This is a genomic window from Acinetobacter sp. YH12106, from assembly GCF_013418995.1.
Lineage (GTDB): Bacteria > Pseudomonadota > Gammaproteobacteria > Pseudomonadales > Moraxellaceae > Acinetobacter > Acinetobacter pseudolwoffii.
Map to the genome: position 1 here is coordinate 52,927 of NZ_VPAV01000006.1, position 23,751 is coordinate 76,677.

The 23,751-nt window shown below is 42.7% G+C and carries 20 protein-coding genes; 10 read left to right on the forward strand and 10 right to left on the reverse strand.

Features of this window, described 5'->3' with window-relative positions:
* Positions 1–371: 371 nt before the first annotated feature.
* The 3 genes from FTU45_RS07095 to FTU45_RS07105 all read left to right on the forward strand — a co-directional run bounded on the left by FTU45_RS07095 (position 372) and on the right by FTU45_RS07105 (position 4,859).
* A complete protein-coding gene (locus tag FTU45_RS07095) occupies positions 372–2,537 on the forward strand; it encodes a malate synthase G (protein WP_180001811.1) in 2,166 nt (721 codons plus the stop codon).
* A 127-nt stretch (positions 2,538–2,664) separates the two neighbouring features.
* Positions 2,665–4,113 (forward strand): aldehyde dehydrogenase family protein, encoded by a 1,449-nt coding sequence (locus tag FTU45_RS07100; RefSeq protein ID WP_180076200.1) that lies wholly within the window; start codon positions 2,665–2,667, stop codon positions 4,111–4,113.
* Between the two features lie 83 nt (positions 4,114–4,196).
* On the forward strand, positions 4,197–4,859 hold the full coding sequence (locus tag FTU45_RS07105; RefSeq protein ID WP_100355363.1) for an SOS response-associated peptidase family protein: 663 nt from the start codon (positions 4,197–4,199) through the stop codon (positions 4,857–4,859).
* A gap of 76 nt (positions 4,860–4,935) precedes the next feature.
* Here FTU45_RS07105 and FTU45_RS07110 read toward each other — a convergent pair whose 3' ends face one another.
* Positions 4,936–5,400, reverse strand: a complete 465-nt coding sequence (locus tag FTU45_RS07110; RefSeq protein WP_180076201.1) for a MarR family winged helix-turn-helix transcriptional regulator — start codon at positions 5,398–5,400, stop codon at positions 4,936–4,938.
* 739 nt (positions 5,401–6,139) lie between these two features.
* On the opposite strand from FTU45_RS07110, the gene FTU45_RS07115 reads away from it, so the two are divergent.
* A complete protein-coding gene (locus FTU45_RS07115; protein WP_005097293.1) occupies positions 6,140–7,663 on the forward strand; it encodes a TerC family protein in 1,524 nt (507 codons plus the stop codon).
* Positions 7,664–8,237: 574 nt separating this feature from the next.
* Here FTU45_RS07115 and thiM read toward each other — a convergent pair.
* The 3 genes from thiM to FTU45_RS07130 all read right to left on the reverse strand — a co-directional run bounded on the left by thiM (position 8,238) and on the right by FTU45_RS07130 (position 10,697).
* Positions 8,238–9,086 carry a hydroxyethylthiazole kinase gene (gene thiM, locus FTU45_RS07120; protein WP_179999379.1) on the reverse strand — a complete coding sequence of 283 codons (849 nt, stop codon included), beginning with the start codon at positions 9,084–9,086 and terminating at the stop codon, positions 8,238–8,240.
* Between the two features lie 32 nt (positions 9,087–9,118).
* Positions 9,119–10,279: a hypothetical protein gene (locus FTU45_RS07125; protein ID WP_005170446.1), complete on the reverse strand. Its 1,161-nt coding sequence runs from the start codon at positions 10,277–10,279 to the stop codon at positions 9,119–9,121.
* 160 nt (positions 10,280–10,439) lie between these two features.
* Complete coding sequence (locus FTU45_RS07130) at positions 10,440–10,697, reverse strand: hypothetical protein (RefSeq protein WP_005097289.1); 258 nt, start codon at positions 10,695–10,697, stop codon at positions 10,440–10,442.
* 357 nt (positions 10,698–11,054) lie between these two features.
* Between FTU45_RS07130 and pepN the strand changes: the two genes are divergently transcribed.
* Both pepN and FTU45_RS07140 read left to right on the forward strand, forming a co-directional pair.
* Positions 11,055–13,661: an aminopeptidase N gene (pepN, locus tag FTU45_RS07135; protein ID WP_180076202.1), complete on the forward strand. Its 2,607-nt coding sequence runs from the start codon at positions 11,055–11,057 to the stop codon at positions 13,659–13,661.
* A 214-nt stretch (positions 13,662–13,875) separates the two neighbouring features.
* Entirely contained in the window at positions 13,876–14,085 is a 210-nt protein-coding gene (locus FTU45_RS07140) for a hypothetical protein (RefSeq protein ID WP_005097285.1), read from the forward strand.
* A gap of 34 nt (positions 14,086–14,119) precedes the next feature.
* On the opposite strand, the gene FTU45_RS07145 is transcribed toward FTU45_RS07140, so the two are convergent.
* Together FTU45_RS07145 and FTU45_RS07150 are read right to left on the reverse strand one after the other, a co-directional pair.
* Positions 14,120–14,566 carry a universal stress protein gene (locus FTU45_RS07145; RefSeq protein WP_005097283.1) on the reverse strand — a complete coding sequence of 149 codons (447 nt, stop codon included), beginning with the start codon at positions 14,564–14,566 and terminating at the stop codon, positions 14,120–14,122.
* 135 nt (positions 14,567–14,701) lie between these two features.
* Positions 14,702–15,145, reverse strand: coding sequence for a universal stress protein (locus tag FTU45_RS07150; protein ID WP_005170452.1), 444 nt, complete (start codon positions 15,143–15,145; stop codon positions 14,702–14,704).
* 315 nt (positions 15,146–15,460) lie between these two features.
* Between FTU45_RS07150 and FTU45_RS07155 the strand changes: the two genes are divergently transcribed.
* Positions 15,461–16,411, forward strand: coding sequence for an alpha/beta hydrolase (locus FTU45_RS07155; RefSeq protein WP_218949424.1), 951 nt, complete (start codon positions 15,461–15,463; stop codon positions 16,409–16,411).
* Between the two features lie 84 nt (positions 16,412–16,495).
* Positions 16,496–16,855, forward strand: coding sequence for a multidrug efflux SMR transporter (locus tag FTU45_RS07160; protein ID WP_100355361.1), 360 nt, complete (start codon positions 16,496–16,498; stop codon positions 16,853–16,855).
* 46 nt (positions 16,856–16,901) lie between these two features.
* On the opposite strand, the gene FTU45_RS07165 is transcribed toward FTU45_RS07160, so the two are convergent.
* From FTU45_RS07165 to FTU45_RS07180, 4 genes are all read right to left on the reverse strand, one after another.
* Positions 16,902–18,077, reverse strand: a complete 1,176-nt coding sequence (locus tag FTU45_RS07165; RefSeq protein WP_100355360.1) for a benzoate/H(+) symporter BenE family transporter — start codon at positions 18,075–18,077, stop codon at positions 16,902–16,904.
* 75 nt (positions 18,078–18,152) lie between these two features.
* Positions 18,153–18,809: a leucine efflux protein LeuE gene (gene leuE, locus FTU45_RS07170; RefSeq protein ID WP_005097277.1), complete on the reverse strand. Its 657-nt coding sequence runs from the start codon at positions 18,807–18,809 to the stop codon at positions 18,153–18,155.
* A 73-nt stretch (positions 18,810–18,882) separates the two neighbouring features.
* Positions 18,883–19,860: a transaldolase gene (tal, locus tag FTU45_RS07175; RefSeq protein WP_005170457.1), complete on the reverse strand. Its 978-nt coding sequence runs from the start codon at positions 19,858–19,860 to the stop codon at positions 18,883–18,885.
* Between the two features lie 89 nt (positions 19,861–19,949).
* Positions 19,950–20,840 (reverse strand): LysR family transcriptional regulator, encoded by an 891-nt coding sequence (locus FTU45_RS07180; protein ID WP_005170459.1) that lies wholly within the window; start codon positions 20,838–20,840, stop codon positions 19,950–19,952.
* 99 nt (positions 20,841–20,939) lie between these two features.
* Between FTU45_RS07180 and aceI the strand changes: the two genes are divergently transcribed.
* Positions 20,940–21,371, forward strand: coding sequence for a chlorhexidine efflux PACE transporter AceI (gene aceI / locus FTU45_RS07185; protein WP_005170461.1), 432 nt, complete (start codon positions 20,940–20,942; stop codon positions 21,369–21,371).
* Between the two features lie 173 nt (positions 21,372–21,544).
* Positions 21,545–23,740, forward strand: coding sequence for a beta-propeller fold lactonase family protein (locus tag FTU45_RS07190; protein WP_180076203.1), 2,196 nt, complete (start codon positions 21,545–21,547; stop codon positions 23,738–23,740).
* The last annotated feature ends 11 nt before the right edge of the window (positions 23,741–23,751 follow it).

Here is a 23,751-nt window from a genome sequence, read left to right on the forward strand (position 1 = left end):
GAAGCAGAATAAAAGCGCTGGTCATTGACTGGCGCTTTTTTATAAAAATAAGCAGGTAATTGATCGACAACTAGGGCCAAACATGGCTTAATCTTGATCTAAATATGATCGTGTATAACTAGAATGCATAATTTTTACTCGAAAATCTGAACTTAAGTCTAATTTCTACATTTCGAAAACTTTATACACTGTCATTAGGGTATTTAGCAGAATGATATCTCAATGCGGCTGAGCGACGTCTGATATGTTTATGAGGGTACTCATATTATGAAAAATGCTCAGTATTTAGCAATTTGATAATACTATTCAGCTAGATTTTAATCGGTATACTAGAATCTCTTGTATAAAAAGTAGCAATATCAGGAAAGACAATGACTGCACGTATTCAAAAAGGCAAGTTAGCGATTGCTAAAGAACTTTACGATTTTATCGAAAATGAAGCACTACCAGGTTCTGGTTTGGATAGTGAAACTTACTGGAAAAACTTTGAACAAGTCGTTGTTGATCTTAGCCCTAAAAATAAAGCACTTTTGGCTAAGCGTGATGACATTCAAGCGAAAATCGATGAATGGCACCGCAATAACACATTTGAATTACAAGCTTACAAAGCTTTCTTGACTGAAATTGGCTACTTGTTACCAGAAGTAGAAGATTTCCAGATCAGCACTGAAAACGTAGATGAAGAAATCGCTGTACTGGCAGGCCCACAGCTGGTCGTTCCGGTACGTAATGCACGTTACTGCCTCAACGCAGCTAACGCACGTTGGGGTTCTTTGTACGATGCGCTTTACGGTTTCGATGTCATTTCTGAAGAAGATGGCGCTGAAAAAGGCAAAGGCTATAACCCGAAACGGGGTGAAAAAGTTGTCGCATTTGCGAAAAATTTCCTTGACGAAACTTTCCCATTGGCACAAGGTTCACACGCAGACGCAACTCAATATGCAGTTGATGGCAACGCACTGGTTGTAACATTAAAAGATGGTTCTACAACGACTGTTGCGGATAGCGCTAAATTTGTTGGCTTCAATGGCGAAGCGTCAGCACCGACTGAAATCGTATTTAAAAATAACGGTCTGCACGTTATTGTGCAAATTGATGCAACGAGCCCGATTGGCCAGACTGATGCCGCTGGCGTAAAAGACGTAGTTCTTGAAGCTGCAGTTACCACCATTCAGGATTTGGAAGACTCGATTGCGGCGGTTGATGCTGAAGAAAAAGTGGAAGGCTATCGTAACTGGTTAGGTCTGATGAAAGGCACTTTAGAAGAGTCCATTCAGAAAAATGGTAAAACAGTTACCCGTACACTGAATGCAGACCGTACTTTCAAAAATGTGGAAGGTGGTGAAACCAAGGTTCATGGTCGTTCATTGATGTTGCTGCGTAATGTCGGTCATTTGATGACAAACCCTGCCATTCTGGTCGATGGTGCAGAGATTTTTGAGGGCATCATGGATGCCTTGATTACACCTTTGTTGTCTTTTGCCGACATCAAAGGTGAAAATACCATTAAGAACTCGCGTCAAGGTTCAATGTATATCGTTAAACCAAAAATGCATGGTCCTGAAGAAGTGGCATTTGCCGTTGAATTGTTTGAACGTGCGGAACAGGTACTGGGTTTGCCTGCAAAAACTTTAAAAATCGGGATTATGGATGAAGAGCGCCGTACTTCTGTAAACCTGAAGAACTGTATTGCACAAGCCAAAGACCGTACTATTTTCATCAATACAGGCTTCATGGACCGTACCGGTGACGAAATCCATACCTTTATGGAAGCAGGCCCATTCGTACGTAAAGGCGAAGTCAAAGGTCAGATCTGGTTCCCGGCTTATGAAAACCGTAACGTGATGATCGGTCTGCAAGCAGGTTTACGTGGCAAAGCGCAAATCGGTAAAGGCATGTGGCCAAAACCAGACATGTTGCTCGACATGTATAAAACCAAAACTGAACATCCGGAAGCAGGTGCGAGCTGTGCATGGGTGCCATCACCAACAGGTGCGGTAATTCACGCGATTCACTATCATCAGATTAATGTTGCGGATCGTCAGCAAGAGTTATTGGCAACTGAAGCCTTGTCACTAGATGACTTGTTAACGCCACCATTAGCAACAGACACTAACTGGTCTGAAGAAGAGAAAACCAAAGAACTTGAAAATAACTGTCAGGGGATCTTGGGCTATGTAGTTCGCTGGGTAGACTTAGGTGTAGGTTGTTCTAAAGTACTCGATATCAACGATGTCGGGTTAATGGAAGACCGTGCGACTCTACGTATTTCTTCACAGCACGTGGCGAACTGGTTGCGTCATGGTGTGGTAAGCCGTGAGCAAGTAGAAGAAGTGATGCAGCGTATGGCGAAAATTGTAGATCAGCAAAATGCCAATGATCCGTTGTATACGCCAATGTCTGCAGACTTTGCCAACAATATTGCATTCCAGGCAGCGTCTGACCTGATCTTTAAAGGTGGTGAACAGCCATCAGGTTATACCGAGCCACTTTTACATGCAGCACGTTTAAAGTTAAAAGGTTATACAGGTGACTAATCCCGTCTAACTTAAAAAAGCCTCTTCGGAGGCTTTTTTATTGTCTAATGGTAAGCGGCTGTCTTTCTGACTAGAAATTTTTCAGTTGAACTCTTAAAGTGGAGCAAAGCTTGCGAGGAACAATAAAATGATGACGGTATATCAGGACTTAGACCAGCAGTTTATTCATGGTCAGTGGCAACATGGAACTTCAACCAAAATCATAAAAAATATCAATCCTTTTACCCAAACCGAAATTATGAGTCTTGCAGCTGCCAGCTCTGTCGATGTAGACAGTGCGTATACGGCAGCAGAACAGGCTTTTCAACAGGGTGTTTTGAATTCCATTGAAGTCCGTAAAACAGTATTGCAAAATTTAATTAATATTATTCAGCAGCGCCGTGCAGAAATCATTGACTGGCTGATTATTGAATCAGGCAGTACGCGCATTAAAGCCGGCCTTGAGGTAGATGCTGCCTTGGGGATTATTCACGAAAGTCTGGCATTTCCAGATCAGCTGAAAACTGAACAGCTCGAAAGCAAAGATCCAGTACGGAAAAGTTTGGTCTTGCGTAAACCTTTAGGCGTGATTGCAGTCATCAGCCCATGGAACTTTCCATTTCATCTGTCCTTGCGTTCAGTGGCGACAGCGATTGCCTGTGGCAATACGGTTGTCTTGAAACCAGCCAGTGATACGCCGGTGACTGGCGGTACATTAATTGGCAAGCTATTTGAAGAGGCCGGTTTGCCCGCAGGTGCATTAAACATTGTTGCCGGTTCCGGTAGTGAAATTGGTGACTATTTTGTAGAACATCCAGTCCCAAAAATGATTTCATTTACCGGCTCGACTGAAGTGGGGAAAAGTGTCGGCAGTAAAGCTCTGGCCAGTTCCAGAATCAAACGTTTGGCACTGGAACTGGGCGGCAATGCACCCTTGGTGATTCTGGATGATGCCGACCTTGATCTGGCGGTTGAACTGACCTTGATGGGGCGTTTTATGCATCAGGGACAAATTTGCATGAGCACCAATCGGGTTGTTATCGATGCATCTATTCATGATGCTTATGTGGATAAGCTTCTGGATCGGGTCAAAATGATTCCAGTGGGCGATCCGAATCTGGAAGATACCATCATCGGGCCGATCATTAATCGGAGTCAGGTCAAAAAGCATCAACAGATCATTCAGACAGGCAGCGAGCAGGGCGCACAGCTGGTATATGAGGGCGGAATTGAAGGAAATCTGGTCTATCCGCATATTTTCATTAACGTCGCAGCCGATTCTGATTTAGCACAACAAGAAAGCTTCGGTCCGATTTTACCGATCTTAAAAGCACGTGATGAGGCCCATGCTTTAAATCTAGCCAATGCAACAGAGTTCGGTTTGTCCAGTGCAGTCTGTACATCAAATATCGAACGCGGCAGCGCTTTTGCGGCACAACTGGATATTGGCATGACCCATATTAACGGGATCAGTGTTGCAGATCAGTCTAATGCACCCTTTGGCGGCGAGAAAAACTCAGGACTCGGACGTTTTAATGGTCGCTGGATTTTTGAGGAGTTTACCCGGACACACTGGTTGACTATACCGAATTCATGATACTCAAATCTATATCAATATTACAGGTTTAGAGTTGGCAGCAGGCTATAATCTCATAGACGAATGATTTACATGTATGAGCCATGTGCGCCAACTTTAAACCTTTAAGCTTAAAACAATTGCATGATCTGGGATTGCCAGACATTCCTTTTGAATATCCAGAAGAAGTCTATCCCAATTATGCTGCACCACTTTTATTCCAGTCCGTTCAAGGGTTGGAATGGCGCTCGGTGAATTTTGGCCTCATTCCGAAATGGGCAGAAGACAAAAGTATAGGAACCAAGACCTATAACGCCAGAAATGAAACTTTATTGCAGAAACCCACTTTTGCTGAAGCCACGGCCAAATGTCATTTTGGCGTTATTCCGGTATCAGAGTTTTATGAGTCCAAATATTTTGACAATAAACCGCAGCGTTGGGGAGTAAGACGTAAAGATGGTCAGGCGACTTTCATAGCCGCAGTCTACGAGATTGCCCGGATTCAGGGAGAAATTGTACGCTCTGCCAGTATGATCACCATGGATGCCATCGACCATCCGATGATGAAAGAATTTCATGAGCCTGGAAACATCAAACGTTCGGTTATCGTGATCCCGCATGAGCGACTGCAAGAATGGCTGACATTGCGTCATCCGGATATTCGTGGTTTTGTACAGGGCTTTCCGGAAGAAGAGTTTGAATGTTCGCATGTGCCAAAAGAAAAAATCAAAAAAGTCAGCCCGCAACTGAACTTTTTTGATTCTTAGAAAGTTCTGATAAATTATTTATTATTGAAAGTATGCCAATTTACCAGCGTCTATTTAAAAATAAAAAGTAAGACTTTTAACGAGCCAGATTTTTAAAAATATGACGTAAACTTTCCATGGTTTTTTCAATTTGCAAAGGGGTCAGGCCTTCGAAAGACTGCTCAAGTACCACATTGGTCAGATCGTTGATCTTATGTGTCATTTGCATGCCTTTTTCAGTCAGGAATACCCGGGTAATCCGTGCATCATCTTCGCATGAATAGGTCTCGACCAGACCTTCATCTTTTAAGCGATAAACAATTTTAGTGGTGGTCGACATTTTAGATACGACCATCTCTGATAAGTCGGATACACTCGCACGCGGTTTGGATTTTAAGGCAAGAAGGATACGGCGGCGCGAATTGTCGACACCATATTTTTTAAGTGCGTGATCGACATTAAGTACATATTGAGCATGAACCTGAGTAACCCAATAATAGGGAAAGTTTTCTAAATTAAATTCTTCCGTACACGGTAAAAATTTTGCATATTTCTTAGTCATGAAATGTTCCTTGTATTTATTTTTCTAGGGCCCGTCCATTTTATGAAAAAGTTTATGCATGTTTCAACCTTTATTTTAAAAATGTTAAAGAGATTGCACTTTTTAGTTTTTCTTAATAGCCCCAGAAGTCGAGCAGTTCTGCATATGCGCTGATTCAGGACAGAGAATGGCCATTTTAAATCGGATGAAAGGCAATAATATTTTGTGTAAAATTAATACTTAATTGTATATTTCTGAGGCGGAATCATTTTCCGCAATCGTTTGTCATTCGACAGCATGATTCGCTTATCGGCCAAAATGCAATCACTCTGATTTTAATCAACCAGACAATTTTGCTGATGGATCTATGCAGTTATGCGGAGGAATTTCCCCATCAAAAAATTCAAGCCCTATTTTAACTGATTGCTTTTTTAATCGGTATATATTTGATGGCTGAATTTTTAGTTCACTTTAAAAGTGGTTGAGCTAATGAATGGTAATTACTGCATATTTTTAATTAAAGTAAAATAATTTGTGAAGAAAAAATTAAGTTTAATGCGTTTTATACACACTGATTAATGAAAAAAGTCTAAGGAAAATCATAATCATGTAATTTTTTTATAAATTAATACATTACAAAATACTCAGTTTATGCATAATGGAATGGTCTTAAGTTACATAGGTTAAATTTAATGGATCCCTCGCCGTGCGTTGATCTTCCATCTCTATTTCTAGCTTACTCGAACGGGGTAGTTCTCTAATGGAATTTTTATTAGATCCCGGAATTTGGGTAGGTTTAATTACTCTTATTATTCTTGAAATCGTTTTAGGTATTGATAACCTAGTCTTTATTGCCATTCTGGCTGAAAAACTTCCTCCTGAACAACGTGATAAAGCTCGTGTCATCGGTCTTTCACTCGCATTATTGATGCGTCTGGGCCTGTTGTTTGCCATTGCTTGGCTGGTCACTTTGACTCAGCCGCTGATCACCCTGTTTGACTGGACCTTCTCTGGTCGGGACTTGATCTTGTTATTTGGTGGCTTGTTCTTGGTGTATAAAGCCGTCACAGAGTTACATGAAAAGATAGAAGGTAAGCCTGAAGTCAAATTGACCACTAAGGTGGTTTATGCAAGTTTCACTGCTGTTGTTGCCCAAATTGTGGTTTTAGATGCTGTATTTTCTTTAGATTCAGTGATTACTGCAATTGGGATGGTCGACAATATTTACGTCATGATGGCTGCAATGATTGTTGCGATGGGTGTAATGCTACTGGCATCGAAACCATTGACCAGTTTTGTAAACCGTCATCCAACCGTGGTGATTCTGTGTCTAAGCTTCCTGCTTTTGATTGGTATCAGTCTGATTGCAGAAGGTTTTGGTTTCCACATTCCAAAAGGCTATATCTATTCGGGTATTGGTGTCGCGATCTTGATCGAAGCGTTCAACCAGTTCGGCCAGCGTAATGCAGCAAAGCATGAATCTAAGATTCCTTTGCGTCATCGTACGGCTGATTCCATTTTGAAGTTAATGGGCGGCAAGCTGGAAACCACTGATACTGACAAAAATGAAGCTCAAGAAGCCTTTGCAGATGAAGAACGTTACATGATTGGCGGGGTATTGACCCTTGCAGAGCGTTCAGTCGCTTCGATCATGACACCGCGCAGTCAGATTTCATGGGTCGATCTAGAGGATAGCCCGGAACAGATCCGTGAAAGAATTCTATCTGTTCCCCACAGCCTGTTTCCGGTATGTCGTGGCAGCCTGGATAAGGTGATTAGCATCGTACGCGCCAAGGAATTACTGGATGTGCTGGAAGAACCGGAAGAGTTAAAAGCCCTGATCAAACGCCATCGTCCAATTTATATCTTTGAAAAGATGAAAGTTATTGATGCGATCAATACTTTGCGTACCTCTAAAGGCTCTTTGGTCTTGGTGAGCGACGAGTTTGGTAATGTACAGGGTCTGATCTCACCACTAGATGTATTTGAAGCCATTGCCGGTGAGTTCCCGGATGCAGACGAACAACTTGATTTGGTCAGAATTGACGATTCCCACTGGATCGCTTCAGGTATGCTGGATCTGTATCAGCTTGAGCTTGAACTCGGCATGATTGATCTGATTGATGAAGATGCTGGTTATATCAGTGTTGCGGGTCTGATTCTGGATAAAACCAACAGTGTGGTCGAAGTCGGTACTGAATTGGATTATCAAGGTGTACAGTTCAAAGTCACTGAAATTGAAAGCAATCGTATCAAATCAGTCAGTATTCATTACGCGGCTTAAACACTTGCTTTGTTCAAATCTTGAAGGTCAGTTGCTCTAGTGGCAGCTGACTTTTTTTAATGCATCTTTTCTCAATTGTCCTTATTAAAACAAAGTGAGGTCATTGTTCAGACAGATTTTTTATCATTCGATGCAGACTATCCTTCAAGTTGGATATTGAGCTGAATGGCTTGATATTGCACTAGAGTTTTAAGTCTAAAAGCCAGATTCGTAATGTAGCATAAGCAGAATCACATACTGGATATTGATCAATAGAGCCTGTTAATTAAAGCTTAAAAGTAACATTCAAATCCTGCTGGATAATTAAATTATAATTCATATGATTTCAGTTGGATCATGCAAAAACAGATCAAACAAAATTTTGATCTCTTTGGCGGAAATCGGTAGATAAATTACATTAAGTTATATGAAGCCTGTTCAGTTAACCACCGATTATGCTCAAAATAGTTTCAGCGTAGGATTCAGAAACAACCTATCTCTTCAGAAATTAGTAGAAAATGTGAGCGATGTACAGCTAAAAGTGGGGTGTCAGGTCTATGCAAACCTGCAAACATCCCTTAAAGCTGTTAGCAAACTAAACTGCTCCCGGCAAAATTTGAAAGTTGGCGTATTGTCGGATGCTTTCAGTATTAAGTTGATGGACTTCATCCAAAAAAGCCACATTAAAACTGCCAAGCTGTGGCGCACGTTCAAAAGCCCGTTGACCTGCAATTGCAAAATGCACATGTGCAGCGAGTGCTGCGATTGCGGGAGAACTTACAGCACTATAGGCTGCAATCAGTGCACCAAGTGCACAACCGGTGGCCGTGACTCGCGGTTGTAAATATGATCCGCCTGATACCTGTATTACCGGATAATCTCTGGAAATGATGTAATCAGATTCACCGGAAATCGCGACACAGTCACAATGCGCCAATAAGCTTTGTGCCTGTAAATAAACATCGGCACTATTGATGGTACTGTCCACACCTTTGGATTCGATCCGCTTGCCGGCCAAAGCACCAATTTCAGAGGCATTGCCCCGTAAAATTGTCGGATGGGAATTGAGTAACTGATCTACCGTATTCGAGCGCCAATGCAGTACCGTTCCATAACCAACCGGATCCAGTACCCACGGTTTTTTCAGACGATGTGCCGTTTCCGCAGCAATGTGCATGGCCTGTACTTGTTCGGTGGTCGGTGTACCCAGATTGAGATTGATCGCAGCTGCAATTTTGGCAAAGCTTTCGGCCTCAAAAGGATTATCGATCATGGCGGGGGAAGCATTGGCAGCCAGCACCACATTGGCCACATAATTACTGGCCACGGCATTGGTCATGATATGTACCAATGGCTGATGTTGCTGTAACTTTAACCATGCCTCGCAGATTTGATCCAGAAGCGTGTGCTGTAGTGCTTGCGTAGAAGTATTCATAATGATCATCTGTCAAAAAGGAATCTAAGTCGTATCTTCGCTCAACGGGTAAAATAATGGTCCTGATGCTTACAGCTACGGCAGAACAGGCTGACATAGTCACTGGCATCATAATCCACCGAAAGTTCCTGTGAACCGCAGTGCATACAACGTTTCTGCGAATAAAATTTCAGGCGCGGTTCAATTTTATGCCATGAGCGCCAGACCGGCTGAAAGAAAATATTCTCATCATAACCCAGGAAGCGATAAAACAGGATTTCACTCATCTTGCTGAAGGCCAGTTGTGGCGGGCGTGGCAGGGTAGAGGTTTCCCATTTTTCCGTGACAGAACGTTCCCGATACTGTTGTAAGGTTTTTTTCAGCAGATTGGTATTAATAAAATTTTCATTGCGTGGCTTAAGCGCTTTTTGCTTATATAGATATTCCAGTGCGGTCTGTACCAGATAATAAATCTGTCCCACTGCCAAGACATCTAAAAGGCGATAGCAAAAGGTCTGAAAGCTCTGATTTCCGGCAATCTGCACATTCCAGCTACGACAGTAAAATTGCGCAAACTGAATGATCTCCTCATATAGCAGACAATACAGGGCATCTTTGACTTCATCTGCACTTTTAAAGGGCACACCTTGACTCAGGTTCTGATAAAACCAGTTGCGTAGTTGCTGGGTAATGCTGAACAGGCTCGGTTCAGAATAGCCATCCAGACGTACATTAATATAATAGTGCTGATTTTCCTGTTGCACATCTTTGGGAATTAAAATCTGTTCTCTGAGCATATTTTTGACCAGACCATGTTGAAACAGATAGTTCGGACTGATGGAAAAATAGCGAATTTGATGCCAGTCGATATATTCGCGGTGCTGGCTATATTCCTGTACTTGTTCATCTAAAATCGAAAGTAGAAACAGTTTATTGATAAAACTGAGCTGATTGAGCTCAGGAACCGGCCGGTCCTGTTTTTTATGATAGAGACGATTTTCCTGTAAACGGACTTCCTTGAGCATGCGTTTACGTTGGGCCAGACACTGTGCGCAATAACAATTATTTTTTTGATCCGGATGAAGCTGATGCTGGCAATGGCTGCATTCATGGTAACTCATCTCCTGATCATACTGTTCCGCCTCAATCCAATACATCGATGCCTTACATAGCGGGCAGTGGGTGCTTTCATCAAGCTGTTTTTGCAGAACACTGAATACCATGGGCGCGAGCAACTTTAGAATGGACGGGCATTTGATTATACACCGCTGATGCGAGGCAAATGTAGTTGACTGATGCTATTTTACGTCAGCAAAAAATACACGCGCACATGAAAAGAGCTACGGAAGTAGCTCTGATCTTAAAAACATGAAATGACGGGTTTTAGACTGGGCATGGTAAGGTTTCATCTTGCTGTCCGCGATGTTTGGCGTGAATTAAGGCTTGAACTTTTTTAGATGGAACTTTCTTGGTACCGAGGGCATCGTAGCTGTTGAGAATGGCAGTCACTTCATGTGCCTGAAGCGGAATACCTTCACAGCTCATCAAGAGTGCAATGACTTTATGGTCAATATTGGCCTGATCCAGTGTTTGCAGGGTTTTGATATTTTCCATTCGTACAATATGTTTTTTTAAGTACATGGCTCACCTCATGGTTATCATTATTCTTTAATTTTAAGGGCGGGGAAATACAGCTTAACTCTAGCAAGAAGTGTGCTTATTTTTTAATCTGTATTTGTGAAGTGTAATTTGGATATCAATATATATCTTTAAATCAAATATTTATAATAATGTAAGAAATTATGATTCTGGCTGTTTATTTGGCATAGATATTTCTTAAGCTTAATCGAATGCTGCACAATTAGGCAAAATGCATTGAAAGTGGTGCGTACAATGCCCATATTAGAGCGAACAATACAAATGCACAGACAGCGTTTAAAACTTGGCGTATGATTTTGACATGAACAATGTCGAATAAGATAAAGATTAGGACAGGACATGAATATTGCGGCAAACCCGGTGATCGAAGCGGATCAAACCATTTATTTAAAAGACTACCAAAAACCCTCCTTTATCGTCGATTCTATCGAGCTGAATATTCAGGTCTATGCGGATCATACGCTGGTCAGCAGCAAACTGCAGATGCAGCGTCAAACTGCCGGTGATCTGGTCTTGCTCGGACGAGATCTGGAACTGCAATCGATTCAGTTAAATGGTCAACAACTCAATGCCAGTGATTACAACCTGGATGCTGAGCAACTGCTGATTGCCAATGCACCTGATCAGGTATTGCTTGAAATCGTGGTGAAAATTCATCCGGAAAGCAATACTATGCTGGAAGGTCTGTATCAGGCCAGTTCAGATCTGTTTGTAACCCAAAATGAGCCAGAAGGTTTCCGTAAAATTACCTTCTATCCAGACCGTCCGGATGTGTTGTCGGTCTTTACCACACGTGTCGAAGCAGACAAGAAATATCCTGTTTTACTCGCCAATGGTAACCTGCTGGAAACTGGTGAAGTTGATGCCAACCGTCATTACGCCATCTGGCAGGACCCGACCAAAAAGCCAAGTTATTTGTTCGCCTGTGTCATTGGTGACTTGGCGGTGATGAAAGATTCCTATGTCACGTCAGAAGGCCGCAATGTGGCACTGGAAATCTATGCAGAAGAAAAAGATATTCCAAAATGCAAGATTGCCATGGAAGCGCTTAAACATTCCATGCGTTGGGATGAAGAGCATTATGGCCTGCCATATGACCTTGACAATTACATGATCGTGGCCACCAGTGCATTTAATATGGGTGCCATGGAAAACAAAGGTCTGAATATCTTCAATACCTCATGTGTGCTCGCCGATGAAGAATTTACCACTGATGCTGCGATCATGCGGGTACAGTCGGTGATTGCCCATGAATATTTTCATAACTGGACTGGTAACCGGATTACCTGCCGTGACTGGTTCCAGCTCTGCTTGAAAGAAGGCTTGACCGTGTTCCGTGACCAGTCTTTCTCGGAAGATTTACAGTCGGCTGCGGTACAGCGTATTGATGATGTGGCGGTTCTGAAGGCACATCAGTTCCCGGAAGATTCTGGCCCGCTATCCCATCCACCACGCCCGGATCATTTTGTCGAAATTAACAACTTCTATACCGCAACCGTGTATGAAAAAGGGGCGGAAATTAACCGCATGATGGCGACCTTGCTGGGCAAGGACAAATTCCGCCAAGGTACCGATGAGTATTTCCGCCGTCATGATGGTCAGGCGGTAACGGTGGAAGACTGGGTGGCCGCGCTCACCGCAGGTTCAGGGGTGGATCTATCCAACTTCCTGACCTGGTATAACCAGCCGGGTACACCGAAACTTGAAGTAAAAGCCGAATATGATATTGAAATGCAAACTTATCGTCTTAGCTTGAAGCAAAGCCTGAAAACCCATGCCAAATATCCGAATCTGAAAGCGGTACCTATTCCAGTGGCTTTGGCGCTGTTTGATGCCGAAACCGGTGAGCAGTTAAAGTTGAACTCTGAAGCACTCTTTGAAAATGGCGTGAAAGATGGGGTGTATCTGTTTGATCAGGAACAAGCCACGATTGAATTTAGCGGCATAAGCAGCAAACCGGTGGTGTCCTTGTTGCGTAATTTTTCTGCGCCAGTCAATCTGGACTTTGACTATTCAGAACAAGAATTGGCCTTCCTGCTGCAATATGAGACCAATGGTTTTAACCAGTGGCAAGCCACTCAAACGTTATTAGAGCGTATCTTGCTAGATGATCAGCCTGCGGATATTTATATCGCGGCGATGTTGAATACCTTGCCGGGTGTGATTGAAAAAGATCCGCTGTTGGCATCACGTCTGTTTGATGTACCGTCTGAAGGTTATTTGGGCAGCCGTATTGATCAGGACTATAATCCGGTTCTGATTCAGGAAAAGCGTGAGGCTTTGCTGCATACACTGGCCCGTGCCTTTGGTGAAACAGCCAAAGAGACGTATCTTGATCTGGATCCTGATCTGCAATCGGAATTCTCGCAAGCGATGGGTGTACGTGCTTTAAGAAACATCATGCTGACGATGATCGCCCGTCAGGGAGATGCATCTGCCTTTGATTTGGCCTATGAACAGTACCATACAGGTAATATGTCTGAACGTTTGGGCGCCCTGAAAGTTCTGGTCTGGAACGATGCACCACAAGCAAAAGAAGCTTTGGCAGACTTTTATCACCGCTTTGAAGACGAAGCCCTGTCTTTAGATCAGTGGTTTATGGTGCAGGCAGCGCATCCAAAAGCAACCGATGCAACCATTGCCTATCTGACCCAGCATCCTGATTATGATCTGGCTGTACCAAACCGAATCCGTGCTGTGAGCGGTGGTCTGAACGCCAACCCGGTGAATGCCTGGAGCTTTGGTGTGCAGCATTTTATTGGTCTGGCGAAATATCTAGATCAGAAAAACCCAATTGTGGGCTCACGTCTGCTGCAAGTATTGTCACGCTGGTACACCCTTGCTGAGCCGCAACACAGTGAAGTGAAAGCACAGCTTGAAACCTTAAAACCACTGGTTAAATCTAAAAACGTGTCTGAGACACTCAATAGTATGCTCAGCGTATAACATCAATATTCATAAAAAACCGGATCGACCTGATCCGGTTTTTTATTTCCTGTTTATTTCAAACGCTGGCTTTAAATACAGTTGAATTTCTCTAAAGGCTTAGTAAGTACCAAAGGGTGTTACAGTATGATTATACGGAAAAGAGTATTTATTTATTAAGCTGTAAGCTAGGTAAAGGGATCTACAGATTCGCTTACTAGAGGTTGTCCAAGATATGTTAGTGAAAATTGAAGATGGTTTTTATTTAAATAGCCAGCATATTATTGCCGTACATGTCAGCAAGAATCCTGAAAATGGCTTACTTGAAATTTCGATTCAATATACGCCTCATTCTGTTCAGCAGGTCGGGGAATACAAGAAAGTATTTCAAAGCCAGCTTGATGCAGAAATCTTCTTGAGTGAGCTGAATCAAAAGCTTCGCTAAAAGCCTGCTCAGCTCAGGCTTTCATCAATACCTGTTATTGTCTGACCACCAGTACTGGAATATCAGAAAGTGCCAGCACATTTTGCGCCACACTGCCCAGCATGAGTTTTTGCAAACCTTTACGGCCATGTGAACCCATAATAATGACATCAGTCGGTGATTCATTTGCAGCCTGTAAGATTCCTTCTGAAGGTGCCATACCATGCAGGATTTTTGTCGTGACCTGTATGCCTTCACGAACAAAGCTCTGTTTCAGGTCATTTAAGCGATCAAGCGCATTTTGTTCTGCATGCATAAAGTAATCTGTGACTGCTGGAGCAACTTTATAAAAATCTACGCCCTTAAAAGGGTCAACCGCAATGACACTGAGTAAGGTGACATGGCTATGAAATACTTTGGCCAGTTCGAGGGCATGTTCTGCGGCAGCATAGGAAATCGAGGACTCATCGAGTGCTACGAGAAGATGATCATAATTATTCATGGTGCTTCCTGATATTTATTATTGCAGTAAGGAGAGTAGGGGTTAGGTGGGTGAATCTCCATAACGTACGGTTTGGTTTGAAATCAAATATAGAAAACCGAGTAATGCGCACCTTGAAGATGCGCAAAGCTTTGATTATTTTTTCACGATCAGAACCGGAATTTCACTGGCACCTAAAACATCCTGTGCAAAGCTGCCCAGAATCATTTTCTGGAAGCCTTTACGGCCATGAGAACCCATAACAATCAGATCTGCTTTTACTTCATCAGCAGTTTTGGCAATGTGTTCGGCATTGACCAGACCTGTGACGATCCGTGACTGAGCTTCAATACCTTCAGTCGCTGCAATCGCAGTGGCTTCTTTCAGGGCATTTTTGGCATTGGCATGCGCCTGTACAAAATATTCCTTCATGATAGATGAGCTGTAATAGAAATCAGCTTCAGTAAAAGGATCTTCTGCAATCAGGCTGATCAGGGAAAGCTGGCCACCAAATGCTTTGGCAATTTTTGCAGCATGTCGTACTGCGGAAAAAGAAATTTCTGAGCCGTCTACCGGAACTAAAATATGCTGATAGGCCATGATTTTTTTACTCCAAATGTTTATTGTTCGCTTCTGATTCATTGATAGCACAGTGACTCTACAGGTGCAATTGCAAAACCTAAAAAAATGAAAAAACTCATTAAATTACAACTATTATTCACATAAAACTGTAAAGAAATGGGCAAATAAATCCGAGCAAAAAACTGGGGATTTTCACCTCTGCTGCCAGAACGAACTGGATTAAGTTTTTGGTTTTTGAGCATTTCAGTTAAACTGCCTGCGCTTGATTTTTATCAATATAGGGAAATTGAAATTGTGAGATATATCGCGGTAAATCTTGTGCTGGTCAGCTCGATGATGTTAGCGGGCTGTCAGAATACCGTACAAAATAGCAGGCTAATTGCCAGTGCCTTCAATATGACTACGGGCCTACAACAAAAAGTGATGGATCGTTATGCCCCTAAAACTGTTCGGGTACAAAACAATATTGTGTACCAGCCGCTACAAGATTTAAGCTTCGATCTGTATCAACCGCAAAATATTCAGAATCTAGGCCCGAGACCGACCATTGTCTGGATTCATGGCGGTGGCTGGATTTCAGGTTCCAAGGCACATGCCCGCGGCTATTTTAAGCTATTGGCGGCGCAAGGCTATAACGTGATTTCTGTACAATATCAGTTTGCGCCGCAGGTGACTTATCCGAGTCAACTTCAGCAAATTAATCAGGCATTGGCATTTATCAACACGCATGCCGAGAACTATCACATTGATGCAGCACAACTGTATTTAGCCGGAGATTCTGCCGGTGCCAATCTGGCCAGTCATTATGCCGCGTTGTTGACCAATCCAGAGTTTTCACAACAATCCAATTTCAGTCCAAATATTCAGCCAATGCAGCTCAAAGGCTTGATTTTGCATTGTGGTATTTACGATCTACAGGCCTTTGTGCAAAAAGCACCGGATGAAATCAAAATGGTCGAATGGGGCGTTTATAATCTGGTACAGGCTTATACGGGCGACCAGAAAGATGATGTCGAATTTTTAAAGCAGATTTCCCCGATCCAGCATATTTCAAATGCTTATCCGCCGGTGTTCATCAGTGGCGGTAATAAAGACTTTCTGACCGATACTCAGTCCTTACCTTTTGTAGAGACACTCAAGGCCCGGAATATTGCAGTGACCGAGGTATTTTATCCGGAATCTAAGGCCTGGCTGATTCATGAATACCAGTTTTTTATGGGCAAAAAAGAGAGTCAGCAAACCTTTATTCGCACCCTTGATTTTCTGCACCAGCATTCATTGTAAAATAAGCATTATTTAAAGTTTAATTTTCTATTTTAATTGGCTTGTTATTCAAAGCATGAACACTGAAATTTTGGAGATGGAAAAATGAATCCTGTATCGTGGGCCTACCTGTTACTGGCACTGGCGATTGTCGCCGAAGTCACAGGCTCTACATTTTTAGTAAAATCTGAAGGCTTTAGCAAATTATGGCCGTCTTTGGCAGTCGTGGTTTTATTCTGTATTGCATTTTATTTATTGTCGCAAGTGATTAAAGTCATTCCATTGGGAATCGCTTATGCCATCTGGGCCGGTGTGGGAATTGTTCTGACTGCAATTGTGGGTTATGTACTTTTCAAGCAGACGCTCGATGTGCCTGCACTTATTGGCATTGCACTGATTATTTCCGGTGTACTCGTCATCAACCTTTTTCCCAGACCGCAGGACATTCATAAAAGGCAGACATGATCGCTGCCCTTATTTGTCATTTTATTCTAATGATCAGTCATCAATTTTAAGTGACTTGAGGCTTGAGCTTAAATAGAAAATGAACCATTAATCCCAGTAATAGGCCCCAAAAGGCTGAACCAATCCCGAAAAACTGAATATTGGATGCGCTGAATAAAAAGGTCATCAGTGCCGCTTCACGTTCATGGCTTTGCTGAAAAGCCAGCGCGATGTTATGCCCAATGGTGCCGAATAAGGCAATTCCGGCCAGAATAGTAATCAGGATTGCTGGAAATGCCATCAGGACACTGGTCAAGGTCGCTGCAAATAGTCCCATCAAAATATAAAACAGCCCACAACTCATGCCTGCAATATAGCGTTTCTGTGGGTCGGGATGAGCTTGAGTATCCAGACTCACTGCCGCACTGATCGCAGCAAGATTGACACTAAAGCAGCCAAAAGGTGCCAGTATCGCCTGACTTATACCGGTCCAGCCTAAAATACCGTTTACCTTGGGTGGATAGCCATAGCTTTTAATTACTGCCAGTCCGGGTAGATATTGCGAAGCCAGATTGATCACCAACAGTGGTAAAGCCAGCCCTAGAACAGCTTGTAGACTAAATTCAGGTTGGATCCAGACCGGCTGGGCCATACTCCAGTTTAAACTCGGGATTGTAAAATCGATAAAGAAAGGGCAGAGCGCAATTGCGGTAAATACGGTAATCACGATGCTATAGCGTGTGCTGATTTTTTTTGAGATCAGATAAATGGCCAGGACACTGAGTACAAATTTCCAGGACTGTTGCAGGCTACCAAATACTGAAATACCAAATTTTAGCAATACTCCAGCCAGCATGGCACTGGTTAAACTTTGTGGAATAAAATGAAAAATACGCTCAAAAATTCCTAAGAATCCCAGCGCAGCAGTCAACAGTCCACAAATCAGAAACGCACCAATCGCTTCACCGAGGCTGTAATGACCCGCAGACGCAATGATCAAAGCTAGTCCCGCCGTTGACCAGGCAGTAGAAACAGGATACTGATATTTCCAGGACAGCCACACACCAGAGATACCTATGCCGATTCCCAGTGCCCATAACCAGGAACTGATTTGTGCCGCATTGGCGCCTAAGCTTTGTGCAGCTTCAATCACCAGTACAGCAGAAACACTAATGCCAATCAGGCAGGTAATCAGGCCGGCAATGACCGCAGTAAGAGACAGATCTTGTAATAGTTTTGGCATCGTCCATGACACAATTTTAAAAAGCGTTTAAATCATACGCTTTTCACGTATTTAGACAATATCTGTTTCAAGCTTTTATAAGGTAGAGCTGGCTAGCTTCATCCCAAAACCACAGAATAAAATGCCGACTATGGCCACACAACTGGCTGTCAGTTTGTAATGCTGGTTGAAATAGGAGGCCAGTTTTACCCCTGAGAAAATCAGAATGGACAGATAGGTCATGCTAATCAATTGCAAGATCAAAGCCAATAGAATGAAAGTCAATGCCGGATAAGGATAGCGAGGATCAACAAATTGCACAAAAAATGACAGATAAAACAGAATCGCTTTTGGATTTAAAATACTGATGGTCAATGCAGTACGAAATGGCTGAATAGACGAAGCTTTAGCATCAGCCGCATTCATCTGCGGAATCGTCACTTTTTCTGTTGGACGAATGGTTTTATAGGCGGCAATTAATAACTTCATCCCCAGATAACTCAGGTAGATGGCGCCGATAATCTTCAAAGTAATAAACAGGATTGGAAAAGCATGCAATAAAGATGCAGCCCCCAAAGCAGTACATAAAATCAGAATCATGTCACCGGTATACACTCCCAGAGCACCTAAATAACCTGTCTTGATACCAAAACGTGAGGCAATGGACATGACATAAAGGGAATTGGGGCCGGGCAAGAGCACAATTAAGGTGGTACCAATGATAAAGGTACTGAGATCTGTAATACCAAACACGAAGAATTCGCACAAGAAAAAGCCGATGCGGCATTATAGCAACATCGGCTGGTAAAATTTCTAAGATTTTAGCTTAGCTTTCAACGGGATTGAGAAAGGTTTGACCTAATAGCGCAGCCAGTTGCTCACGCGCTTTGATGAAACCCTGAATACCGCCTTGTAACAGTTCACTGGCCATTTGATCCTGCTTCAGCTGTTCCAGAAATGCTGCCTGACTGATCGGACTCAGTTCACCCTGCACAGTAATAGCTGTCGCTGAAAGTTGCGGCTGAACTTTACGTTGATCATGGTTCAGTTCTGCCAGTAGATTTGGTGCAACGGTAAGAAGGTCACAACCGCTCAAGCCCAAGACCTGATCGATACTGCGGAAGCTGGCGCCCATAATTTCGGTTTGAATGCCATGGGCTTTATAAAACTCATAAATACTTTTAACCGATAACACGCCAGGATCTTTTTCGATTGGATAAGCATCCACACCTTCAGCCTTCTTGTACCAGTCCAGAATCCGGCCAACAAAAGGTGAAATTAAAGTAACTTTGGCATCAGCGCAGGCATGGGCCTGATGCTGGCCAAATAACAGGGTCAGGTTGGTATGAATGCCTTCTTCTTCTAAGGTTCTTGCGGCCTGAATGCCTTCCCAGGTTGATGCAATCTTGATCAGGATGCGATCGGAGTCAATCCCATACTGCGCATATAGTGCCAGTAACTCTTTGGCTTTTGCGATGGTGGCAGCAGTATCAAAAGACAGGGACGCATCGACTTCAGTCGAAACACGCCCTTCAATTAATTTCAAGATTTCAACGCCGAATTTGACGGTCAAAATATCAATGGTACGTTCAATTAGGGCATCATCCGCATAGCCTTCCTGCTGCGCCTGCTGATAGGCCGCTTCAATCAGGGCCTTGTTCTCAACTTGACTGGCCGCTGCTGTAATCAGTGATGGATTGGTGGTTGCATCCAGAGGACGAAATTTTTCAATTGCGCTCAAGTCACTGCTATCCGCCACAATTGTGGTCAAGTTTTTTAATTGGTCTAATGCGGTTAATGTCATTACGATTTAGTTCTATGGTTATTGCTTATGCATACTTTTATATCATAAACCCTGTATTTACCAAGTAGACTGAAGTGGTGTTTCTGTGATTATTTGCTACTTTTACGCTGATTTCGCAGATGATTAATCAAAAAATGAGCAGCTGTGCCCAAGTTGCTTTCCCGACTCCAGACCAGATCGATAAAATATTCAAACTTTGGGGTGAAATCGAGCAGATTCAGCACTTGCAGATTTTGCTGTAAATTCGGCTGTTTTTTTAGCATTTCCTGCGGGAGAACACCCCAACCCAAACCCTGTTGAATCATGCTACAGGCAGAATGATGATTGTCAGTGCGCCAGTAATGACGGGAATATAATAATTCAGGTTTAATATTACGGTCACGGCTCGCCACCACAATTTGACGGCTATTTAGAATCTGTTCAAAGCTGACCTGATCGTATTGACTCAGTACATGCTGCTTGGCTGCGACAGGAATCAAGACTTCACGCTTTAATTCCACAAACTGTTCACGTGCATCGAGTTGTTCCCGCTCAAACATTAATGCCAGTTGTGCGCTACCATCCAAGAGCATCTGTTGCGCATCTTCCTGAGGTGCACCAAAGACATTAATCTGAAGCTCGGGAAATTGCTGTTCCACCAGAACGACATAATCAGTCCAGCGCGTATGCAGTAATTCAGAAACGATGACGATATTCAGTTCAGACTCCAGGCCTGAACTTAGGGCAAGCGCATGCTGTTTCCACTGATTCATTTCGATTAACAGCTGTTCTGTTCTTTCATACAGTGTCTGTGCCTGCTCCGTTGGCACAGGTTCACGCCCAATACGCTGGAACAGTTGCAGATTCAGATCAATTTCTAAATTCGCAATTGACATGCTAATGGCAGAGGGAACTTTTCCCAATTTTCGTGCAGCTGCAGAGAATGAACCGGTTTCCATCACAGTTTTAAATACAGTGAGTTGTTCCTGATTAATATTCATGCAATCTTATCTATCAATTTTATTGAAATATTCTAACTCGATTAATCAGTTTAAAGAACATAATATGCGCGATTATTGATAAAAAACCGAGTAATGAAAATGTTGATTTCCAAAAGACGACTTGTGCATGCGCTTAGCTATGAAGTCATCCTGTTGGTGATCATTGCGATAGCTTTGAGTCTTATTTTTAATATGCCGCTAGAAGTCACAGGTGCACTGGGAATTGTGATGGCCGTGACCTCTGTCATCTGGAATATGCTGTTTAATCATTATTTCGAAAAATTTGAAGCGAAACGTCAACTGAAACGAACGATTCGAGTGCGTATTTTACATGCGATTGGCTTTGAAGGTGGTTTAATGCTCGCCACCATTCCAATGGTGGCCTATGCGATGAACATGGGGCTATGGCAGGCGATTGTGCTCGATTTTAGCCTGACCTTGTGTATTCTGGTATATACCTTCATTTTTCAGTGGTGTTATGATTCGATAGAAGAAATGCTTGGATATCAGCCTGAGCATCGAAAAATATAATAAGAAAAGCATAGAAAAAAATAAAGCACAGCTAATGTTACTTGTGCTTTATGTGGGGAATCTAGTAAACAGCAGTATTTCTTTGACACATAGCACACTTATTCGACTTGGTATTCATCTTAAACCCCTTTATAAGAGCAGAAGTTTTTATGCATTTGCATCTAAGGGGAATTATGAAGTTAAAATATAGCTTGTTGAGTTTAAGCATTGCCTTACTCATGACTGCTTGTGGCGGTGGTGGTGGTGAGAATGACAGCCATGCATCTAAGCCTGGGTCAGGTACGGTTGGCTCTAATCCATCAACAGGAAATAATGCTCAATTTACCAAAATTTCAGAATTTAAAGTCTTGGATGTGGGTTCGGAACTTACTGCTCAAGATTTCGGTTTAAGTACATGGAATCCTACAGCCCTGGTACGAACTGGTGATGTATTGTATATCGCCAATAGCCAATCAGAATCAAAAATTTTACGTTATGATTTAAAACAAAAACGTGCGCTGAGTGCAATTGACCCATTAAAAATTGAAGGCTTAGCAAAAAAATGGGACAGTCTTGCAGATATCGAAATCCATGCAGAACGCTTATATGTGGCCAGTTATGGTTCTAACCGTGTCGATATTCTAGATATTTCACAGCCTCAACCGAGCTTTGTGATGGCGCTAGGAACTGGCGTTTGGTGGGGCGATACAGTGAACCATGCTTTAGTTCACAGTAATGCTGTTACCGCAGATGACCGCTATATCTATGTCCCCGATATCGAAGGTCGTATTAATGTCTGGCGTCAAAGCGATGCTATTGCACAAAACCATTTAAAAGCGAAAAAGTTTGCTCGGCTCAGTCTTCCTGATTGTGGTCGTAACTGTAATGCACGTATGGAAGTCATGCGAGATCATCTGTATACCAGCCTTCCAAACGGTAAAACTTATGTGCATGACATTAACCAAATTCGTGAAAATGACACTCACATTGCACCTATTTTGACAGAGTCAAATCTTGCGACCCTTTTACACCGTCATGATGACGGTACTGTGTATACCGCAAGGAATGATGGTTCGATAGCAACATATCCTACTCAGGAATTTGGCTTAAAATCAATTCTGCCAAAGCACAATATCGACCAATTCAAAAAATATATCCTGAAAGGGCAAGCTGAAAGCAGTCATATCGAAAGAGCAGGTGATGTTGCGGTGTATGGCCAACAGTTGATTCATTTGTCTAATCAAAGGGTTAAGCTCTTGCCAATGGTCACATTACAGCAAAATAAGACCAAACAGCTGAGTTCTGCATTATTGTTGACTGAATCTAAAGCACAAAATCAAACACGTGTATTGCAAGATGGTGAATCTTGGGAGGCGCTGACCAATAGTGCTGAACGTCATGTGTATATGAATCGGATTTTATCGGCAGAGCTGAGTAGCAACGCTTTAACGCTTAAAAGTTATAGCGCTGTTCCTGTTCGAAATTTACAAATTCGCGCCAAAATCCGTCATTCAGATGATTGGGTTATACTTGCAGATTTAGATGAGCTTACGCCATTTTCCACTGCAAAATTTAATATTAAATTGAATGATCAATCCCGCTTCCCGCTTGCAGATGGCAGTGGTTCAATTCAGTTGGCAGGTTTAAGTCAGACCACGCTGATACCAAGTGATATTTTCGATTTACATGTGACTTCTGAAACAGACGAGCATGTGAAAAAGCTCAATAAAATTCAGGCAAAATGGAAAATCTATTTTGGTAAATATGACGAACCAGGCAAATGGTGTCGAGTAACGCCTGTCTATGCGCGTGAATGGGTCATCATGATGACGAACTTAGCATACATGCTCAGTACCCCTGAATTTGAAAACCTCTGGTTTAATCATAAAGCAGTGATGGGCCATGATTTCTTTGGTAATGCAGGTCAAGTCGATGGGCCAAACGGTATTTATATGCCTGAAGACTATGTTCGTATCTACAAAGAGATTTTAAATCGTAACGAGATTAATCTTGGTATTACCAATATGGGTGGTGGTCTTGGTGGCGGTACCGTGCTGGGTGTCGATACTTGGCTATTCTATGGTCACTATCGTTTATCAGGTTTTCGTATTATTGCGCATGAATTCGGACATCATTGGGGGGGACATAATAGCGCATGGGCGATGTCATCACATGGCTTCGAGCCGATGGTGGATTGGTTGAACTTCTACTTCCAGCGCCGTCCTGGTTCACTGCCTTATATGGATCCAAATGTTAACGCATTCCACCTCACTCCCGATGCAGCGCTGTGCCAGGGGGTTAATCAAAACATTGTGAGGGGTGTAGCATCAACAGCACCTTGGAATAAAGTTGACGAATACTTTAAAAATAATCCAATGCCAATACAGTAGGTAAAAGGTAT

Bases quoted from the DNA above. Each gene is read 5' to 3' on its own strand.
- FTU45_RS07150 (WP_005170452.1), bottom strand. From the start codon at position 15,145: ATGGCCTATCAGCATATTTTAGTTCCGGTAGACGGCTCAGAAATTTCT.
- FTU45_RS07155 (WP_218949424.1), top strand. From the start codon at position 15,461: ATGATGTTAGCGGGCTGTCAGAATACCGTACAAAATAGCAGGCTAATT.
- FTU45_RS07145 (WP_005097283.1), bottom strand. From the start codon at position 14,566: ATGAATAATTATGATCATCTTCTCGTAGCACTCGATGAGTCCTCGATT.
- tal (WP_005170457.1), bottom strand. From the start codon at position 19,860: ATGACATTAACCGCATTAGACCAATTAAAAAACTTGACCACAATTGTG.
- FTU45_RS07190 (WP_180076203.1), top strand. From the start codon at position 21,545: ATGAAGTTAAAATATAGCTTGTTGAGTTTAAGCATTGCCTTACTCATG.
- FTU45_RS07115 (WP_005097293.1), top strand. From the start codon at position 6,140: ATGGAATTTTTATTAGATCCCGGAATTTGGGTAGGTTTAATTACTCTT.
- FTU45_RS07165 (WP_100355360.1), bottom strand. From the start codon at position 18,077: ATGCCAAAACTATTACAAGATCTGTCTCTTACTGCGGTCATTGCCGGC.
- FTU45_RS07105 (WP_100355363.1), top strand. From the start codon at position 4,197: ATGTGCGCCAACTTTAAACCTTTAAGCTTAAAACAATTGCATGATCTG.
- FTU45_RS07110 (WP_180076201.1), bottom strand. From the start codon at position 5,400: ATGACTAAGAAATATGCAAAATTTTTACCGTGTACGGAAGAATTTAAT.
- FTU45_RS07180 (WP_005170459.1), bottom strand. From the start codon at position 20,840: ATGAATATTAATCAGGAACAACTCACTGTATTTAAAACTGTGATGGAA.
- aceI (WP_005170461.1), top strand. From the start codon at position 20,940: ATGTTGATTTCCAAAAGACGACTTGTGCATGCGCTTAGCTATGAAGTC.
- FTU45_RS07130 (WP_005097289.1), bottom strand. From the start codon at position 10,697: ATGTACTTAAAAAAACATATTGTACGAATGGAAAATATCAAAACCCTG.
- FTU45_RS07140 (WP_005097285.1), top strand. From the start codon at position 13,876: ATGTTAGTGAAAATTGAAGATGGTTTTTATTTAAATAGCCAGCATATT.
- FTU45_RS07095 (WP_180001811.1), top strand. From the start codon at position 372: ATGACTGCACGTATTCAAAAAGGCAAGTTAGCGATTGCTAAAGAACTT.
- FTU45_RS07125 (WP_005170446.1), bottom strand. From the start codon at position 10,279: ATGGTATTCAGTGTTCTGCAAAAACAGCTTGATGAAAGCACCCACTGC.
- FTU45_RS07160 (WP_100355361.1), top strand. From the start codon at position 16,496: ATGAATCCTGTATCGTGGGCCTACCTGTTACTGGCACTGGCGATTGTC.
- thiM (WP_179999379.1), bottom strand. From the start codon at position 9,086: ATGATCATTATGAATACTTCTACGCAAGCACTACAGCACACGCTTCTG.
- FTU45_RS07100 (WP_180076200.1), top strand. From the start codon at position 2,665: ATGATGACGGTATATCAGGACTTAGACCAGCAGTTTATTCATGGTCAG.
- pepN (WP_180076202.1), top strand. From the start codon at position 11,055: ATGAATATTGCGGCAAACCCGGTGATCGAAGCGGATCAAACCATTTAT.